Origin of the sequence: Pseudoalteromonas sp. SCSIO_11900 (genome assembly GCF_000576475.1) — a bacterium.
Lineage (GTDB): Bacteria > Pseudomonadota > Gammaproteobacteria > Enterobacterales > Alteromonadaceae > Pseudoalteromonas > Pseudoalteromonas tetraodonis.
In genome coordinates, this window is the sequence record NZ_KK070023.1 from 873,350 (window position 1) to 892,797 (window position 19,448).

General features: G+C 40.6%; 20 protein-coding genes. 1 reads left to right on the forward strand and 19 read right to left on the reverse strand.

Annotated features, from left to right (window positions below; translation table 11 throughout):
• Nucleotides 1-242 precede the first annotated feature (242 nt).
• The 19 genes from BG00_RS04025 to rpmH form a co-directional block, all read right to left on the reverse strand.
• A complete protein-coding gene (locus BG00_RS04025; protein ID WP_008464176.1) occupies nucleotides 243-665 on the reverse strand; it encodes a F0F1 ATP synthase subunit epsilon in 423 nt (140 codons plus the stop codon).
• Between the two features lie 13 nt (nucleotides 666-678).
• A complete protein-coding gene (atpD, locus tag BG00_RS04030; RefSeq protein WP_024601473.1) occupies nucleotides 679-2,064 on the reverse strand; it encodes a F0F1 ATP synthase subunit beta in 1,386 nt (461 codons plus the stop codon).
• A 33-nt stretch (nucleotides 2,065-2,097) separates the two neighbouring features.
• A complete protein-coding gene (atpG, locus tag BG00_RS04035) occupies nucleotides 2,098-2,958 on the reverse strand; it encodes a F0F1 ATP synthase subunit gamma (RefSeq protein WP_036980701.1) in 861 nt (286 codons plus the stop codon).
• Nucleotides 2,959-3,017: 59 nt separating this feature from the next.
• A complete protein-coding gene (gene atpA / locus BG00_RS04040; protein WP_013466263.1) occupies nucleotides 3,018-4,559 on the reverse strand; it encodes a F0F1 ATP synthase subunit alpha in 1,542 nt (513 codons plus the stop codon).
• Between the two features lie 14 nt (nucleotides 4,560-4,573).
• On the reverse strand, nucleotides 4,574-5,107 hold the full coding sequence (atpH, locus tag BG00_RS04045) for a F0F1 ATP synthase subunit delta (protein ID WP_016900009.1): 534 nt from the start codon (nucleotides 5,105-5,107) through the stop codon (nucleotides 4,574-4,576).
• A 16-nt stretch (nucleotides 5,108-5,123) separates the two neighbouring features.
• On the reverse strand, nucleotides 5,124-5,594 hold the full coding sequence (atpF, locus tag BG00_RS04050) for a F0F1 ATP synthase subunit B (protein ID WP_036980703.1): 471 nt from the start codon (nucleotides 5,592-5,594) through the stop codon (nucleotides 5,124-5,126).
• Nucleotides 5,595-5,635: 41 nt separating this feature from the next.
• Nucleotides 5,636-5,869 carry a F0F1 ATP synthase subunit C gene (gene atpE, locus BG00_RS04055; RefSeq protein ID WP_004335261.1) on the reverse strand — a complete coding sequence of 78 codons (234 nt, stop codon included), beginning with the start codon at nucleotides 5,867-5,869 and terminating at the stop codon, nucleotides 5,636-5,638.
• A gap of 53 nt (nucleotides 5,870-5,922) precedes the next feature.
• Complete coding sequence (atpB, locus tag BG00_RS04060; protein WP_036980705.1) at nucleotides 5,923-6,780, reverse strand: F0F1 ATP synthase subunit A; 858 nt, start codon at nucleotides 6,778-6,780, stop codon at nucleotides 5,923-5,925.
• Nucleotides 6,781-6,795: 15 nt separating this feature from the next.
• Nucleotides 6,796-7,176: an ATP synthase subunit I gene (locus BG00_RS04065; protein WP_013466267.1), complete on the reverse strand. Its 381-nt coding sequence runs from the start codon at nucleotides 7,174-7,176 to the stop codon at nucleotides 6,796-6,798.
• A 142-nt stretch (nucleotides 7,177-7,318) separates the two neighbouring features.
• The gene (locus BG00_RS04070; RefSeq protein ID WP_036980707.1) at nucleotides 7,319-8,245 is read right to left on the reverse strand and encodes a ParB/RepB/Spo0J family partition protein; all 927 of its coding nucleotides are present in this window, start codon (nucleotides 8,243-8,245) and stop codon (nucleotides 7,319-7,321) included.
• A 20-nt stretch (nucleotides 8,246-8,265) separates the two neighbouring features.
• Entirely contained in the window at nucleotides 8,266-9,051 is a 786-nt protein-coding gene (locus BG00_RS04075) for a ParA family protein (protein ID WP_036980710.1), read from the reverse strand.
• A 14-nt stretch (nucleotides 9,052-9,065) separates the two neighbouring features.
• On the reverse strand, nucleotides 9,066-9,686 hold the full coding sequence (gene rsmG / locus BG00_RS04080; protein WP_036980712.1) for a 16S rRNA (guanine(527)-N(7))-methyltransferase RsmG: 621 nt from the start codon (nucleotides 9,684-9,686) through the stop codon (nucleotides 9,066-9,068).
• Nucleotides 9,687-9,701: 15 nt separating this feature from the next.
• Nucleotides 9,702-11,591, reverse strand: coding sequence for a tRNA uridine-5-carboxymethylaminomethyl(34) synthesis enzyme MnmG (gene mnmG, locus BG00_RS04085; RefSeq protein WP_013466270.1), 1,890 nt, complete (start codon nucleotides 11,589-11,591; stop codon nucleotides 9,702-9,704).
• Between the two features lie 428 nt (nucleotides 11,592-12,019).
• A complete protein-coding gene (locus BG00_RS04090) occupies nucleotides 12,020-12,469 on the reverse strand; it encodes a flavodoxin domain-containing protein (protein ID WP_036980715.1) in 450 nt (149 codons plus the stop codon).
• A gap of 961 nt (nucleotides 12,470-13,430) precedes the next feature.
• Nucleotides 13,431-14,795 (reverse strand): tRNA uridine-5-carboxymethylaminomethyl(34) synthesis GTPase MnmE, encoded by a 1,365-nt coding sequence (gene mnmE, locus BG00_RS04095; protein WP_036980718.1) that lies wholly within the window; start codon nucleotides 14,793-14,795, stop codon nucleotides 13,431-13,433.
• 130 nt (nucleotides 14,796-14,925) lie between these two features.
• On the reverse strand, nucleotides 14,926-16,563 hold the full coding sequence (gene yidC, locus BG00_RS04100; RefSeq protein ID WP_036980721.1) for a membrane protein insertase YidC: 1,638 nt from the start codon (nucleotides 16,561-16,563) through the stop codon (nucleotides 14,926-14,928).
• 8 nt (nucleotides 16,564-16,571) lie between these two features.
• Nucleotides 16,572-16,847 (reverse strand): membrane protein insertion efficiency factor YidD, encoded by a 276-nt coding sequence (yidD, locus tag BG00_RS04105; protein WP_008467044.1) that lies wholly within the window; start codon nucleotides 16,845-16,847, stop codon nucleotides 16,572-16,574.
• Nucleotides 16,848-16,973: 126 nt separating this feature from the next.
• A complete protein-coding gene (gene rnpA / locus BG00_RS04110) occupies nucleotides 16,974-17,399 on the reverse strand; it encodes a ribonuclease P protein component (protein ID WP_008467046.1) in 426 nt (141 codons plus the stop codon).
• A 7-nt stretch (nucleotides 17,400-17,406) separates the two neighbouring features.
• Nucleotides 17,407-17,541: a 50S ribosomal protein L34 gene (rpmH, locus tag BG00_RS04115; RefSeq protein ID WP_008112968.1), complete on the reverse strand. Its 135-nt coding sequence runs from the start codon at nucleotides 17,539-17,541 to the stop codon at nucleotides 17,407-17,409.
• A 506-nt stretch (nucleotides 17,542-18,047) separates the two neighbouring features.
• Here rpmH and dnaA point away from each other — a divergent pair.
• Complete coding sequence (dnaA, locus tag BG00_RS04120; protein ID WP_036980723.1) at nucleotides 18,048-19,436, forward strand: chromosomal replication initiator protein DnaA; 1,389 nt, start codon at nucleotides 18,048-18,050, stop codon at nucleotides 19,434-19,436.
• Nucleotides 19,437-19,448 lie beyond the last annotated feature (12 nt).

Sequence of the window (19,448 nt, forward strand, 5' to 3'; positions counted from 1 at the left end):
GTAGATTACGTAAGTCACATCATGTGCAAATACTCAGTAGGCTAAGCAATGACTACTGAATCTTAACTTAAGCAAAATAACACCTAATAGAATAGGGTTATTGTAACGAGGATCTTGCGTAGATATAAGTAATAATGAAGAGATATTAGCCATTACGATTAATTTATTTACAAATAGCCACGGGATTTATCATCAAGCACAAAAAAGCCCACATAAAGTGGGCTTTTAAAAACCAGATAGGCTTACTTTTTACGTAATTGCTGAATAATGCGTAGCTGAGCAATTGCTTCAGCTAGTTGCATTGCTGCTTGATTGTAATCAAGTTCAGCAGATGCGCCTTTTGCCATTTGGGCTTCAGCGTCACGCTTAGCTTGCTCTGCAGCTTTTTCGTCTAGGTCTTCACCACGAACAGCTGTATCAGCAAGTACGGTCACTATGTTCGGTTGAACTTCTAGTGTACCGCCAGCAATATAGATGAGTTCTTCTTCACCAAATTGCTTAACTAAACGTACCATACCAGGTTTAAGGGCAGTTAGTAGTGGGGCGTGACCGGCGTTAACACCTAACTCACCTTCACTACCAGATACTTGAATAGATTCTACTAAACCAGAAAATAATTTCTCTTCAGCACTTACTACATCAAGATGTACAGTCATAGCTGCCATACTACCCTCCTAATTACATGCTTTTGGCTTTTTCTTGAGCTTCTTCGATAGAGCCAACCATGTAGAACGCTTGCTCTGGCATATCATCAAACTCACCGTTTAAGATACCTTTGAAGCCTGCAATTGTGTCTTTAAGTGAAACGTATTTACCTGGCGCACCTGTAAATACCTCTGCCACGAAGAATGGCTGAGATAGGAAACGCTGGATTTTACGTGCACGAGATACAAGTTGCTTATCTTCGTCAGAAAGCTCGTCCATACCTAGAATCGCGATGATGTCTTTAAGCTCTTTGTAACGCTGAAGAACTGTTTGAACGCCGCGCGCTACACCGTAGTGCTCTTCACCGATTACTTGTGGATCAAGCTGACGTGAAGATGAATCAAGAGGGTCTACCGCTGGGTAGATACCTAGTGATGCGATATCACGTGAAAGTACCACTGTTGCATCTAAGTGAGCAAACGTTGTTGCTGGAGATGGATCCGTTAAATCATCCGCAGGTACGTATACCGCTTGGATTGAAGTAATTGAACCCGTCTTAGTAGATGCGATACGCTCTTGAAGTACACCCATTTCTTCAGCAAGTGTAGGCTGGTAACCTACCGCTGATGGCATACGACCAAGAAGCGCTGATACTTCTGTACCCGCAAGTGTGTAACGGTAGATGTTATCTACAAAGAAAAGTACGTCGCGACCTTCGTCACGGAACTTCTCAGCCATAGTAAGACCTGTTAACGCTACGCGTAAACGGTTACCCGGTGGCTCGTTCATCTGACCGTATACAAGCGATACTTTATCAAGTACGTTTGAATCGTTCATTTCATGGTAGAAATCGTTACCCTCACGAGTACGCTCACCAACACCTGCGAATACTGAGTAGCCGCTGTGCTCGATTGCGATGTTACGGATAAGCTCCATCATGTTTACGGTTTTACCAACACCGGCACCACCGAATAAACCAACTTTACCACCTTTAGCGAATGGACATACAAGGTCGATTACCTTGATACCCGTTTCTAAAAGTTCCACTGAGCTTGATTGCTCTTCGTAAGTAGGAGCTGCACGGTGGATAGACATACGCTCGTCTTCACCGATTGGACCTGCTTCATCAATTGGCTCACCAAGTACGTTCATGATACGACCTAGGGTCTTAGTACCAACTGGAACTTGAATTGCTTCGCCTGTGTTTGCTACTGCAGCACCACGACGTAAACCGTCTGTAGTACCTAGTGCGATAGTACGTACCACACCGCCACCTAGCTGCTGTTGAACTTCTAAAGTCAAACCAGCTAAATCGCCATCTGTTACTTTTAGCGCGTCATATACGGCTGGCACGCTGTCTTGTGGAAATTCGATATCCACAACGGCGCCGATAATTTGGACGACCTTACCTAAACTCATGTCTATTCCTCTCGTTAATCTTTGCCTGAAGCATTAAACTGCTGCTGAACCAGAACAAATCTCACTAATTTCTTGTGTGATTGCTGCTTGGCGAGCTTTGTTATATACAAGCTGTAACTCATCCATAAGGTCACCGGCATTATCAGTTGCAGCTTTCATTGCAACCATGCGGGCAGCCTGTTCAGAGGCAGCGTTTTCAACTACACCTTGGTATACTTGAGACTCAATGAAACGTACTAACAAAGACTCTAAAATAGCCTCTGGGTTTGGTTCATATAAGTAATCCCACGCATGTGTAGATACTTCTTCTTCAGCTTTTGGCAAAGGGAGTAACTGATCTACTATTGGCTCTTGCTTCATGGTATTAACAAAGTTGTTATATACCAGGAATAAACGGTCAATTTTACCTTCAGAGAATGCATCTAGCATTACTTTTACAGGACCAATTACATCCTGTACTGAAGGCTTATCTCCAAGACCTGCTTTTTTAGCAAGCACTTGACCACCAAAACGTTGAAAGAAGCTAGCTGCTTTACTACCTAAAGTAGCAAAATCAGCATCTACGCCTTTTTCTTTCCACGCTTTGATCTCTAATGCGACTTTTTTAAACTCGTTTGAGTTTAAACCGCCACACAGACCACGGTCAGTAGAGATAACAATATAACCAACTCGTTTTACTTCACGTTCTTCTAAGAACGGGTGAGTAAAATCAAGATTTGCTTGAGCAACACGACCAATCACTTTACGTAATTTTTCAGCGTATGGACGGCTTGAAGCCACTCGTTCTTGCGCCTTTTTCATTTTAGACGCAGCAACCATTTCCATTGCGCTAGTGATCTTTTGAGTATTTTTAATACTGCCGATCTTGCTTTTAATCTCTTTTCCGCTGGCCATGACTCTCTCTCCGAATCAAGGTGTGCTTTAGAATATAAAGCACACCATTAATAACTAAATTACCAAGTTTGCGTAGACTTGAACTTCTCTAGAAGTTCTTTAAGCTGCGCTTCGATCTCGGCGTTGTAGTTACCAGTTTCATTGATTTGAGCCATAAGCTCTGCGTATGTGCTATTTGCGTAAGAAAGTAAAGCCGCTTCGAAATCCATAATTTTAGCGATTTCGATGTCTTTTAAGTAACCTTTCTCAGCTGCGAATAACGACAAAGACATTTCAGCAACAGACATTGGCGCGTACTGTTTCTGCTTCATTAGCTCTGTTACACGCTCACCATGCTCAAGTTGAGCACGAGTAGCATCATCAAGGTCAGACGCGAACTGCGAGAACGCAGCTAATTCACGGTACTGAGCTAGGGCTAGACGGATACCGCCACCTAGTTTCTTAACGATTTTAGTTTGTGCAGCACCACCAACACGCGATACCGAGATACCAGCATTTACAGCCGGACGGATACCTGAGTTGAATAAGTCAGTTTCTAAGAAGATCTGACCATCGGTGATAGAGATAACGTTTGTCGGTACGAACGCAGAAACGTCGCCGCCTTGAGTTTCAATGATAGGCAATGCCGTCAATGAACCTGTTTTACCTTTCACTTCACCGTTAGTGAATTTTTCAACGTAATCCGTGTTTACACGTGATGCACGCTCTAAAAGACGCGAGTGAAGGTAGAATACGTCACCTGGGTATGCTTCACGGCCTGGTGGACGCTTAAGTAGCAATGAGATTTGACGGTAAGCAACAGCTTGCTTAGATAAATCATCATATACGATTAATGCGTTTTCACCACGGTCACGGAAGTATTCACCCATAGTACAGCCCGAGAACGGTGCTAAGTACTGAAGTGCCGCAGATTCAGAAGCAGATGCTACAACTACGATAGTATTTGCAAGTGCACCGTGCTCTTCTAATTTACGTACTACGTTAGCAATAGTAGATGCTTTTTGACCAACCGCAACGTACACACACTTAACGCCTGTGTCTTTTTGGTTGATGATTGCATCGATTGCTAGTGCAGTTTTACCTGTTTGGCGGTCACCGATAACAAGCTCACGTTGACCACGACCAACTGGAATCATTGCATCGATAGATTTGTAACCAGTTTGCACTGGCTCATCTACTGATTGACGCTCGATTACACCTGGTGCAATTTTTTCTACAGGTTCAAAACCGTCGTTATCTAAAGCGCCTTTACCATCGATAGGAGCACCTAGTGTGTTTACAACACGACCAAGTAGACCCGCACCAACAGGCACTTCTAAGATACGACCAGTTGTGTATACTTTTACGCCTTCTGTAAGGTCAGCGTAAGGACCCATTACTACTGCACCAATTGAGTCGCGCTCAAGGTTTAGTGCGATAGCATAACGGTTGCCAGGAAGCTCAATCATCTCACCTTGCATACAGTCAGCTAGACCGTGGATGCGAATGATACCGTCAGTAACAGATACAATTGTACCTTCGTTACGAGCTTCACTTACAACTTCGAACTTCTCAATACGTTGTTTGATCAGATCTGAAATTTCAGTGGAATTAAGTTGCATGCTCTTTTTCCCAATTACGATTGTAGTGTTGTGGCTAAGCGATTTAATTTACCGCGTAAAGAGCCGTCAATTACAGTGTCACCCGCCTTGATAATAAGACCGCCAACAACTGTAGCGTCTTCACTACAATTCAGCTTAACTTTGCGTGCGAAACGTTTTTCAAGTGCCGCTACCAATGATTCTTGCTGCGCTGCAGCAAGAGGCGTTGCCGAAATCACGTCAATATCGATTTCTTTGTCATAGTCTGCTTTTAAAGCAGAAAATAAATGAGCAACTTCAGGTAGTGCAATCAAACGTCCATTTTCAGCCATCACCTTAACTAGGTTCTGACCTTGTTCGTTGAGCTGCTCACCACATAAGTTAATAAATAACTCAGCTTGTGCAGTAGCAGTAGGCAATCCAGCTAAAATGGTTGATGCCTGTTCATTGCTGGCAACGTGGCCAGCAAAGAACAACATGTCATTCCAACTTTCAATGGTGCCTTTTTCAACGGCAAGTTCAAAAGCCGCTTTAGCGTATGGGCGAGCGATAGTAGTCAATTCAGACATGCTCATACCCTCCTAATTACAGCTCAGCGACAAGTTTTTCAACGATGTCACTATGTGCGGCTTGATTGATTTCGCGCTCTAAAATTCTTTCTGCGCCAACCACAGCCAGAGTTGCTACTTTCTTACGTAGCTCTTCTGTCACACGGTTACGCTCTGCTTCGATTTCAGAGTGCCCTTGAGCAATAATTTTTTCACGCTCTTGTTGACCACGAACAGTTTCTTCGTCAACGATTAGCGTGGCACGCTTTTTAGCTTGTTCAATGATATCAGCCGCTTGAGCCTTTGCATCTTTAAGCTGTTCTGCAGCTTTGTGTTGCGCAAGTTCTAAGTCTTTTTCGGCTCTATCAGAGGCAGCTAAACCATCTTCGATTTTCTTCTGGCGAGCTTCAATTGCACCGTTTAGTGGTGGCCATACGTATTTCATACAAAATAATACGAACACCGTAAACGCAATTAATTCACCGATAAGAGTGGCGTTTAAGTTCACAACCGCTCCTCCTTAAATAGTAAGCTGTTCAAAAAATAAAATTAAAGTACGAACAACAATACCATCGCGATACCAACACCAATCATTGCTACAGCATCGATTAGACCAGCAAGGATAAACATTTTAACTTGTAGCGATGGTGCAAGCTCAGGTTGACGCGCACATGCTTCAAGGAATTTACCGCCCATGTTACCAAAACCGATTGCTGTACCGATTGCACCGAAGCCGATAAGTAAAGCTACTGCGATGTACTTAAGACCTAATACTAGTTCCATTTTTTTCTCCAAAGTTTCAATTGTAATTAAAAGTAAAAATTAAAAGTTATAAATTAGTGATTATCCGAACTTGCCATGCTTAGGTATACGATTGTAAGCATCATGAATACGAATGCTTGCAATACAATTACCAAGATATGGAATACAGCCCACACAAAGTGCAACGGTAGTTGCATTAAACCTATTGCACCGATAAGGATGAAGATTAATTCACCTGCATATAAGTTACCGAACAAACGCAGAGCCAGTGAAAACGGCTTAGAAACCAATGCGATAAGCTCTAGTAATAGGTTGAATGGAATTAAAAGAATCTGCATAGCTGTATTGTTTGAACTAAACGGGTGAAGTGTTAGTTCTTTAATAAAACCGCCGATACCTTTGATTTTAATTGAGTAACCAATCATTAGAATAAACACGCCCAGCGCAAGTGCTGCTGTCATGTTGATATCGGTTGTTGGTACAATTTTCATGTATACGTCGTGTGAATCCATACCAAACGCAGTTTCGCCAACAAAGCCGGCAAATGCTGGTAGGAAGTCAACAGGGATTAAATCCATTAAGTTCATTAAGAATATCCACACGAATATTGTTAATGCTAATGGTGCAATTAGCTTACTTTTACCGTGGAAGGTATCGCGTACGTTGTCGCCAACGAACTCAACAACCATTTCAATGAAACATTGAAGTTTTCCAGGTACACCCAGTGTTGATTTTTTTGCGGCACTACGGAAGATCCATAAAAAAATTAGACCTAGTCCGATAGACCATGCGAGGGTATCTACATGCCATGTCCAGAAGCCACTATCCGTACATGCTTTATTGAAGGCAAGACCAGCGTCGGTCGAGCACATCTTAGCATTGGTTAAGTGGTGCTGAATATGGCTAGATAGAGTAACTTCTTCTGCAGCCATGTTATATCCCAAAAGTTAATGTTTAAAAAAAACGGGTGTAAACAATCCTGTAAACAACACCAATACATAAGCACAAAAGAAAGGTAATAAAACTACCGGATAAAGCTTTAGCATTAGTGCAAACAAAACGATTGTTAGCATAAATTTCAATCCGTTGCCGCGTTTTAACGAGGCATACGCTTGATTTGCACGACTTGCACCCATATATCTGAATGCATAAAGCGCAAATACAAAGTTAGGAAGTACTGCGACTGCACCACCAGCTAGCGCTGAAAGTGCGGCATTGGTTTCCCAACCTATAAAAATTATTAGTGCAGCTAAAAGGGCCACAAATCCCTGAAGGCAAATTAATTTTAACGCGGCAAGCCTATACGGGCCTGCTAACTTATTAGTCACTTTTAATTAACCTTTATGACGCTCTAATTGTCAGGGTATGAAAACTGGCGAAATTATACTTAATCCTGCCAGTTTTGCAACTTGAGTAGGTGCTTTGTAACACAAAATCGCTGTAAATGCCCCTTTTTAGACATCCAATGAATTAATGGTGGGAATAGTCTTGATTGATACGGTTTAAAATACCGTCTAACTCGTCAAGATTAGTGTAAGAAATAACCAACTTCCCTTTGCCTTTTTTGTTGTAATTTATTTCTACTTTTGCCCCTAAGTTATCAGCAAGCTGTTGCTCTAACTGTTTAACATCTGGGTCTTTTTCTATTACTTCTTTTGCTGGAACAGGCTCTAAAATAGAACGTACTAGCTTTTCAGTTTCGCGAACGGTCAATGCTTTTGCAACAGCTAAACGGGCAGCATCCGATTGCACTTCGCCTTCAAGTGCTAATAAGCAACGTGCGTGACCCATTTCAATGTCACCATGCTCTAACAAAATCTTTACATCGTTATTGAGGTTGTTCAAGCGTAATAAGTTAGTCACGGTAGTACGCGATTTACCAACGGCATCAGCCACCTGTTGATGCGTTAACTCAAACTCATTAAGCAAGCGATTAAGTGCTATCGCTTCTTCCATGGCGTTTAAGTCTTCACGCTGAATATTTTCAATTAGGGCAATGGCAACGGCCGCTTCATCGGGTACATCTTTAATAATACACGGTACAAACTCAAGCTTGGCAATTTGAGCAGCGCGCCAACGACGTTCACCGGCAATAATTTCATAACTGCTATGCGCAACTGGGCGTACAACAATCGGTTGAATTATCCCTTGTGAACGAATTGAACTGGCAAGTTCTTCAAGTGCCTCTTCAGACATGTCTTTACGAGGTTGGTATTTCCCTGAGTGTAAAAATTCGATGGGTAGTTTTTGTAATTCACTGTTGCTAGGCTGTGCCGCATTTTCAACTGCGTTTGTTACATTGGCGCTGTCGTGTTCCTTGCTTTCGCTTGGTGCAGGTTTAGATGAACTTAAAAGTGCATCGAGTCCTCGGCCTAAACCTCGTTTTTTAGCAGACATGTTATTTTTTTACCTCAAAGTTAGGCGACAACGGGAGTTATTTTTTCTTTTCTGCGTAGCATTTCACCCGCGAGAGCTAAATACGCTTTCGCACCACTTGATGCTCGATCGTAGTACATTGCCGGTGCGCCAAAACTAGGGGCTTCTGCAAGTCGAACATTACGTGGGATCACCGTACGGTATACTTTATCGCCAAAATGTTGTTTTAATTGTTCTGATACATCATTTGCTAATCGATTACGCGGATCGTACATAGTACGAAGTATGCCTTCAATCTGTAAGTTAGGATTAACTAACTTAGCAAGTTGCGTAATCGTATCCATTAATGCAGTTAATCCTTCCAATGCATAATATTCACATTGCATAGGCACTAAAATAGAATCGGCAGCAGCCATGGCATTAACGGTTAGCATATTTAAAGAAGGCGGGCAGTCTATAAAAATAAACTCGTACTGCTCCTGAATTTTTTCAAGTGCATTGCGTAAGCGTACTTCGCGAGCAAATAATTCCATCAATTTAACTTCTGCAGCGGTCACATCGCCGTTTGCAGCAATCATATGATACTCGCCTGAGGTTTCTTTAATAATCACCTCATCAATAGGCTTATCTTCTATGAGTAAATCATAGATAGTAGGGACGTCACCATATTTGTCGACGCCACTGCCCATGGTCGCATTGCCTTGCGGATCGAGATCTATTAACAGCACTTTACGTTTCGTTGCAGCCATAGATGCAGCGAGATTAACGGCAGTGGTCGTTTTACCTACTCCGCCTTTTTGATTTGCTAATGCGATGACTTTTGCCACAGTGTCTCTGATCCCTAGTCTTTAGAAAGAATTATTAAATGTCGTTGTGCATCTAAATCGGGTACTTCTAATGCAATTTTTTGCTCAAACTTAACACCAGCAGGGAGTGAGTCTAATTCCTCACTTGGAAATACCCCTTTAAGTGCAATGAACTTACCTGAATGATCGATTAAGTGCGAACACCAGTCAACCATATCTTGTAACGATGCAAATGCACGACTTAGTACGCCATCTAATTTAACACTTGGTTGATATTCTTCAACTCTTGACTGCACAGGGGTCACATTATCAAGGCCAAGCCCATGTTTAACATGCATTAAAAAACGTACACGTTTGCCTAAACTATCTAATAATACAAACTGCGTATCGGGTAAGGCAATAGCTAACACTATGCCCGGTAAACCAGGACCTGTGCCAACATCAATATAATGATGACCGGTCAAGTGAGGCGCAACAACTAAGCTATCCATTATATGTTTAACCATCATTTCTTGAGGTAAACGTACTGAGGTTAAATTATAGGCTTTATTCCACTTATCGAGTAATTCGACATAGCGAACAAGTTGCTGCTGTTGTTTTTGTGTTAGCGCAATATCAGTTTGCGCTAACAAAGTTGTTAATTGTTGCTGTAACACAATGTACCTTTACTGTTACGCAGTTTTGCGCAACAAGCCTTGCTTCTTCAGATACACTAATAATAGCGAAATCGCCGCTGGGGTGATACCAGAAATACGCGAAGCTTGACCAATAGTGTCTGGACGAGCATCAATTAGCTTAGCAACAACTTCATTTGATAAACCAGAGACGGTTTTATAATCAAACTCTTTTGGTAAAATTGTTTCTTCATGACGAAGCTGCTTATTGATCTCATCTTGCTGGCGTGCAATGTAACCTGCGTACTTCGTATGAATTTCAACCTGCTCTAAAGCGGCCTTATTGGTAAACTCAGATCCGAGTCCTTCAATGGCCATCAAGTCGTTATAACGCACTTCAGGTCGGCGTAATAATTCTTCTAAGCTGGCTTCACGTACAAGTGGAGTTTTAAGTAATTCATTTACTTGATCAACAACCGCATGATCTTTATGGATCCAGGTATCTTTAATACGCTGTTTCTCTTTAGCGATCACTTCCATTTTTTCGTTGAATGCTTGCCAACGTTCATCGTTAACTAAGCCTAATTCACGGCCTTTTTCAGTTAAACGTATATCAGCGTTGTCTTCACGTAGTAACAAACGGTATTCAGCACGGCTAGTAAACATGCGGTACGGTTCTTTTGTACCCAGTGTTGCTAAGTCGTCAATTAATACACCAACATAAGCTTCATCACGACGTGGCGTCCACGATTCTTTACCTTGTACTTGTAAGGCTGCATTCATACCTGCGATCAGACCTTGTGCACCCGCTTCTTCGTAACCGGTAGTACCATTAATCTGACCAGCAAAAAATAAACCATCAATAAATTTAGTTTCTAATGATTGTTTTAAGTCGCGCGGATCAAAAAAGTCATACTCAATAGCATAGCCAGGACGACAGATATGTGCATTTTCAAATCCGGTGATCGATTGCACAATTTCTAACTGCACATCGAACGGTAAGCTGGTTGAAATACCGTTAGGATATAACTCGTATGACGTTAAGCCTTCTGGCTCTACAAATATCTGGTGCTTATCTTTATCAGCAAAACGGACAATTTTATCTTCAATAGACGGACAGTAACGTGGGCCTATTCCTTCGATAACACCTGAGTACATAGGTGAGCGATGTAAGTTTTTGCGAATAACATCATGTGTTTTTTCATTTGTGTAAGTGATGTAACACGGAATTTGTTGTGGGTGATCACTTTGTTTACCCATAAATGAGAATACCGGTGTTGGTGCATCACCTGGTTGTTCTTGCATTTTAGAAAAATCAACAGTGCGTGCATCAATACGTGGTGGTGTGCCTGTTTTTAAACGATCCACTCTAAATGGAAGTTCGCGTAAACGATCAGCCAATGCAATTGAAGGTGGATCGCCTGCACGGCCACCTTTAAAGTTTTCAAGACCGATATGAATTTGGCCACCTAAGAATGTGCCTACGGTTAGTACTACACTAGGAGCACTGAAACGCAGACCCATTTGGGTAACGACACCGGTTACACGGTTGTTTTCAACGATAAGATCATCACATGATTGTTGAAAAATCTTTAAGTTTTCTTGGTTTTGAAGTGTGTTCTGAATAGCCGCTTTGTACAAAGCACGATCCGCTTGAGCACGAGTAGCTCGTACAGCAGGGCCTTTAGAAGAATTAAGCGTACGGAATTGGATCCCGCCTTTGTCAATAGCCTGAGCCATTGCGCCACCCAGGGCATCAATTTCTTTAACTAAGTGGCCTTTGCCAATGCCACCAATCGCTGGGTTACAAGACATTTGACCAAGGGTATCCATATTGTGAGTCAGCAGCAGGGTATTCATCCCCATGCGGGCAGCTGCCAATGCGGCTTCAGTGCCAGCATGTCCACCACCTACTACGATAACGTCAAAATTTTCGTGAAAAATCATTAATGGGATCCTACTTAAATCAAACCAGTAAACTTCAAAAGGGAGCGTATTCTACCTAGAAATTAGCAGAAGATAAATGATTAAACAGTGCTCAAGATCTAAGTAAGTGATCTCTAATAATATAAAGGATCTTTTAAAGAGATCTTTTAATACTATTACTACTACTGATCGGGTTTTCTGTTGATAAGCTTTAGATCATGATTAAAAACATATAATTAGATCGGATCTAAAGGTGTTAATATGATCGGATCTTCAGGCAAATAAGCTCTGATCAAAACAGGCTGTTATGCACAGGCCGATCAAGTCTCGATCTTATCCCATGGATAAGCATGGTTAAAAAAGCAGTTTAATCAGTGTTTATCCACAAAATATTTTAAATTATTAGTAAATTGTGGGTAACTTTATTTATAACTTTTTACTTGATCTTTCTATTTTAGACCTGTTTTTGCTATCCACGAGTCTAACCAAGCTAAGGCCGTATCTTCTGGAAGTGCTTCATCAAGAATATTCAGTTCTAAGCGCGGTGCTAATTGTATCGCGCCTTTTTGGCTTAAAAGCGTATCTATATTACGCCCTGCAAGGTTATACGTGTCATAACTGGTATCACCTAAAGCGATGACCGTGTACTTTAAGTGCGATAAATCATCAACTTGAGATAACTCATCAACAAAGTTAATAAGGTTTTCTGGGTAATCACCCGCACCATAGGTTGATGTACAAATTAACCAAATGGTATTTTGCTGATCTATTTCACAAAATTCAGGTTGATCATGTAGTTGGGTATTAATACCTTGGCTATTAAGCGCATCGCTTAGTTGCTCGGCAACGTACTCGGCGGATCCCATTTGACTACCAACGATAAGATTTACTGAACTCATGAATATTTGTGATCACTATTAGTTTTAATTGCCGCCTATGATAGCCCAGTGAGTATAACAGTAAAGTTAAGAGTGCCATTTTGTATAACTATTTTTGTACTTATTTAAGCCTTCACTTAAATATACTTCTTAACTACCTGATAATTAAAGGTTTAACAAAATATCTTTAAATGTAATCTTCTGATCAAGTTGTTGATAAGGTTGGGGAAAGCTCTGCTTAACTATCAATTAAAGTTGCAGTTTTATTGCTAAGTCATTGATTTTATATTTAGTATTTGCCACCAGCGATTGAAAATAAACGTATAGATGCTTGTTGATCTTAATGTGGATATAAAGCTTGTTGATAACCTTAAATTGGGATCGAAAATAATTTTAAAAAATGATCTATTTAGTCAGATCAGGTTAAATAACCATTATTATTTTTTATAAACAGCCCTTTTTTAATTAAATACAGCTTATTTCCCCATTTTAAAGACGTTTAATTTATCTCTGAGGCAAAAAAACACGCAATTGTGGATAACTGATCTGCAAAAAAATAAATTTGAGTGATCTAAAGTGAATATTTAACTGAATTTTGCTGGTGGTGTAGACGAACAAAACGTATTTTTTAGTTACGTTTTATTTTATGACTTGATAATTCCCCCTATTCAAACATGGATAACCAATGCTATAGCTTCAGTTTTAGAGTGTTTAATAAGCATAACTACAGTTATTTTGTTCTATAAATGAAAACGTTTTAGCCGCTAATAGCTGTGATTATTAGCGTTGTTACATTTTTTATGTACATTATTAAAGGCGAATTGAGGCTGATATAAGTGCAGCTTAAACTGTATTTGTAGTCTGTTTGGTTTTTAAAGTGGATTATTAAAGCACAGCTAGGTGAGTTGTTATTGTAAATATTAGGCATGGAAGAGGGCGCCTAAGCACCCTTAATAAATTATATTGTTACTTATTAATTCGACTATTTACCGATACAGAACGAGCTAAATATTTTGCCAAGTAGATCATCTGAGGTAAATTCACCAGTTATTTCGTTAAGATACTGCTGCGTTAAACGCAGTTCTTCAGCCAAAATTTCACCGGCCACATGCATTTCTAATTGTGTTTTACCGGTATCTAAGTGGTAGGCTGCATGCTCAAGGGCATCTAAGTGACGACGACGCGCCATAAATCCACCCTCTGTGGCCCCATCAAAACCAATACAGGCTTTTAAGTGCTCACGCACAAGTTCTATACCGTCAGCATTTTTAGCACTTAAACTGATGACCGGATATTGTTGCTTTTGATCCATACCGACTACATCACCTGATAAATCGGCTTTGTTTCTGATCACGGTCACGCCCATACCTTGGGGTAACTTAGCCATAAATTCTGGCCAAATAGCATGAGGGTCGGTATCGGTTGTATCGGTGCCATCAAGCATAAATAATACCCGATCGGCTTGGTTTATTTCATCCCAGGCTCGTTCAATACCTATTTGTTCAACGCGATCTGGGCTTTCACGCAGGCCTGCGGTGTCGATTATATGTAGTGGCATACCATCTATATGTATATGCTCACGTAGTACGTCTCGAGTGGTGCCAGCTATTTCTGTTACGATGGCCGCTTCTCGTCCTGCTAATGCATTAAGTAAGCTTGATTTACCTGCATTAGGGCGACCAGCAATAACGACGCGCATACCTTCGCGCATTATGCTGCCTTGTTTGGCTTGATTGGTTACGGCACTAAGCTGCTCAATAATGGCATTTAAATCACCGCCCACTTTTCCGTCTGATAAAAAATCGATTTCTTCGTCAGGAAAATCAATAGCTGCTTCCACATACATACGTAAGTGAATGACTTTTTCTACTAGGGTTTCTATGTGCTTAGAGAATTGGCCTTGAAGTGACTGTAGGGCGCTTTTAGCTGCTTGCTCACTGGTTGCATTAATTAAGTCGGCGATTGCTTCTGCTTGAGTTAAATCAAGCTTGTCGTTCATGAACGCACGCTCAGAGAATTCACCAGGCTTTGCTAAACGTACACCGTCTATTTTACTTATTTCTTTAAGTAGCATATCAAGGACAACAGGGCCACCATGGCCTTGAAGTTCGAGTACATCTTCACCGGTAAATGAGTTTGGGCCAGCAAAGTAAATCGCAATACCTTGGTCAAGTTGCTGACCTGCAAGGGTGTTAAATGGCACATAGTCGGCATAACGAACTTTAGGGACTTTGCCTATTATTTTTTCAGCAACCTGTTTGGCTAGGTTTCCTGAAACGCGAATAATACCAACACCGCCTCGGCCTGGGGCAGTGGCTTGTGCTGCAATTGTATCGTGATTGATCATGCGGTTTATTTGCCAACTTAAATAACGTAATGGCGGTATTGTAACCTATCAAATAGGCACTCGCGAATGCTGTTATAAAAAATTGACAATAAAAAAGGCGACCTAAGTCGCCTTTATATAAGTAGGGAGTTTAATCGCCCCTTACTTTAATTCCTTTTTTTTCCATGCCACGGTAGATGATCAACATCTGGACAATAGAAATAAGGTTAGACACTAACCAGTAAAGTACTAAACCAGATGGGAACCATAAGAAGAACACAGAGAAGATAACCGGCATAAAGGTCATCATTTTTTGCTGCATTGGATCGGTAACCGTCATAGGTTGTAGTTTTTGCGTTATAAACATACTCGCACCAAATAAGATTGGTAATACGTAGTATGGGTCTTTTGCAGAAAGGTCAGTTAGCCAAAGTACAAATTCAGCGTGACGAAGTTCTGTAGACTCTAAGAATACATAGAACAAGGCTAAGAAGATTGGCATTTGGAGTAAAATAGGGAAACAGCCACCCATAGGGTTTACTTTTTCTTTACGGTACATTTCCATGGTCGCTTGGCCGAATTTTTGACGATCATCGCCATACTTTTCTTTTAGCGCCTTCATCTTAGGCTGTAACGCACGCATTTTAGCCATTGAGGTGTACTGTGCTTTAGTCAGTGGATACATTAATGTTTTAACGATAATAGTGATGGCAATAATTGCTACACCCCAGTTACCTAAAATGCTGTGTAACCATTTTAATAGTACAAATAACGGCTGAGAGATAAACCATAACCAACCGTAATCAACGGTTAAGTCTAGGTCAGTGTGAATCGCTTCAAGTTTATCTGACTCTTTAGGGCCCATGTAATAAGTTGCAGTAAGTACTTGTTCACTACCAGCTTGAACATTTACCGCTTCGTCTTTAACACCAATAATAGCTGCGTTACTTTTAGTGATTAAACTATAAAGTGTATTCGCTTGATCTTGCATTGGTACCCAAGCACTTACAAAGTAATGCTGAATAAAGGCAACGTAACCACCTTGGGTATTAATGTTTAGGTTTTTATCGGCCATATCTGAAAAACTATACTTTTCGTATGGTTCCTCATCTGTACCGTATGCAGCCCCTAAATAGTTTTGATCAACCATGCTGCCTTTTTCTTGTACGGTACGCTTTATTTGTGTGTAAAGCTGTACTTGTACAGGCGCGCTGGTGGTGTTGTTAACTTTATATTCTAAGCCAACATCATACTGACCCTTTTTGAATACATAAGTCTTAGTAAAGCTTACACCGTTGCTGTCGGTAAATTGCAGTGGAACGCGAAGCTCATCACCTGTTAAGGTGTAAGAGGTTTGCTCTGATTGGTAAGTAGGACGACCATTTGCAGATGCATCTGGGCCATTTAAACCTATTAAACCACTTTGTGAAAAGTATTGTTTACCATCAAACTCACCAAGTAGCATGTAAGGAACATCACTGCCTTTGGTTTCTTTATAATTAATTAAGTTTGTTTCAACAATGTCACCGCCTTTGGTGTCAATTTTAACTTTGAACACGTCAGTTGTAATATCAATGACTGAGCGTTTAGCTAAAGTAGTTGAAGCAGGTAAACCAGAGTCTGATGAAGCTGGAACATAATCATCTGATTCCGGTGAGTTTGCTTTTAGTGTTTGTGTAGTGGCACTAGGATCGGCTTTTGGTGTGTTGTAGTCATTATTCCATTCTTGAAATAATAAAAACGACACTAGCATTAGGCCGATGAATAAAAACGTGCGTTGCGATTCCATAACAGCTCTTATTTCTCGTGTTGGTGGTTAATACGGGTTAATTTTTCAGGAACGGGGTCGTCTCCACCTGAATGTAAAGGATGGCATTTTAATATGCGTTTAACTGCGAGCCAACTGCCTTTTACTGCACCATGCAAATTAATTGCTTGAATAGCGTAGCTAGAACAGGTTGGATTAAAACGACAATGCGGACCCAATAGCGGGCTAATCCACTTTTGATAACCGCGGATAAATAAAACTAAACAACGTGTTGGTAACGCAGCAAGTGGTTTAAGTAACCTCATGTTGTACATGCCCCTACGTTATGTTTAGTGAATAGATACCATGTATTTAAAGACTTACTTTAAGATTTTAAACGCATGATTAAAAGGTGAGCTAAAGATACCTTAATTAACCCTGTAATTCTATTGCTATTGGGTTTGTTTAGTCGATTTAGCTGATTTGTTTGGGCGTTTTTTAAATGGTGGCGGTTTAGGGGCACCGGGTTTGCAGCGTTCATTAATTTTACGCCACAACTTTGTTAGTTGTTTGGTTAATTCTTCATTAGACTGTTCATCAATGCCACTTTTTACCATCAACACAATATCAATATTATCGAGAGTATGTTGGTTTAAACGAAAACTTTCGCGAGCAAGACGTTTAATACGGTTTCGTTGACATGCCTTTTTTACACGTTTTTTAGCAACAGTAAGGCCTAACCGAGGTTTTGACTGGTCACTTGGTTTTGCTAATAAGGTAAAGAAAGGAGTTGCAGCCCGAGCGGGTTCGTTAAATATGCGAGAGTAATGCGAGGGAGTTAACAGACGTAACTCCCTGCCAAAGCTAAAGTCTTCCACTTATAAATTAAGCAGAAAGAACTTTGCGGCCTTTAGCACGGCGACGAGCTAATACTTTACGGCCATTTACAGTTGCCATACGAGCACGGAAGCCGTGTGTACGTTTGCGTTTTAAAACGCTAGGTTGAAAAGTTCTTTTCATAACAATCTCATCCGATCGGTTAAAGTTAAAACATCCTATGCAGGTCGCGATCCTGGCACAGGTGCCATTGCGAGCGCGAGATATTATAGATGAAGTGACGAAAAGTCAATCATAATAGAGTGCGTAAAGCATGTTTATTTATGATCAATTTTCATGATCCGATAGGATCATCATAAATAAGAAGTTTTCCACAGCCCCTGTATAAAAAGTGAATAAAAGCATGGGAAAAGTAAATTAGATCGTAAATTGTGGTCGCGATCTGCTGCCAGTTTTGTTATGATCTCTAATCAAGCTTTAAAATAAAAAGCTATTTAAATCAGTCTGTTATTATATTTATACATCGATATCAACAATTTTACAAAAATCAATCTTTTACTTGTGGATAAAGTGCATTCATAATAGTCGGTCTTGGGCTGCTTATTGAGCCATTTAAACGCAATACAGGTGTGATTTTTGAATCATTATTGATGTGCGGGAATAAAAATTATATCTCTGGGAGTTTTACTGTGTATCTGTCGGTTTGGCAAAGTTGTTTATATGTATTGCAAGATGAATTGCCTTCGCAGCAATTTAGTATGTGGGTCAGACCACTTCAAGCAGAAAGTACCGAAGATACCTTGACGATTTATGCGCCTAATCGTTTCGTACTTGATTGGGTAAGAGAAAAATACCTAAATAGAATAAATGAATTACTGGTTGAAATTTGTGGTGTAGAAGCACCAGAGTTACGCTTTGATGTAGGCAGCAAGCCGCTATTAAATGCACAAGCTGCGCCGGTAGTTGAAACACAATCAGCACCAAGTACGCAAGCAACGGTAAAACAACAACCACGAGAACAAAAACCAGTTGTTGAGCCCGCTCCTAAATCGGGTTATAAATCAAATATTAAAGAAAACTATACCTTTGACAGTTTTGTTGAGGGTAAATCTAACCAATTAGCAAAAGCGGCTGCCACTCAGGTAGCTGATAATCCTGGCTCTGCATTTAACCCTGTTTTTATTTACGGTGGTACGGGCTTAGGTAAAACGCATTTATTACATGCGGTAGGCAACGGTATTATGGCCAATAAGCCAGATGCTAAAATTGTCTACATGCATTCAGAACGCTTTGTGCAAGACATGGTTAAAGCACTGCAAAATAATGCGATTGAAGAATTTAAGCGTTATTACCGCAGTGTTGATGCACTCATGATTGATGACATTCAGTTTTTTGCTAATAAAGAACGTTCACAAGAAGAGTTCTTTCATACCTTTAATGCATTATTAGAAGGTAACCAGCAAATTATTTTAACCTCTGACCGTTATCCTAAAGAGATAGAAGGGGTTGAAGATCGCCTTAAATCTCGTTTTGGTTGGGGATTAACTATCGCGATTGAGCCGCCAGAGCTTGAAACACGCGTTGCCATTTTGATGAAAAAAGCCCAGCAAAGTAAAATTAATTTACCGCATGAAGTGGCATTTTTTATTGCTAAAAAATTACGCTCAAACGTACGTGAGCTTGAAGGTGCATTAAACCGTGTAATTGCTAACGCAAACTTTACCGGTCGCCCAATTTCTATCGACTTTGTAAAAGAAGCACTGCGTGATTTATTGGCGCTGCAAGACAAACTAGTCACCATAGATAACATTCAACGTACGGTTGCAGAATACTATAGAATACGTGTGTCTGATTTACTGTCTAAGCGCCGTAGCCGCTCTATAGCAAGGCCTCGCCAAGTTGCCATGGCACTCTCTAAAGAACTCACTAATCACAGCTTACCTGAGATTGGGGATGCCTTTGGTGGACGCGACCATACAACAGTATTACACGCGTGTCGCAAAGTTAAATCACTACGTGACGAAAGCCACGAGATTAAAGAAGATTACCAAAATTTAATAAGAACATTGTCATCTTAGGGCTGACTTTAT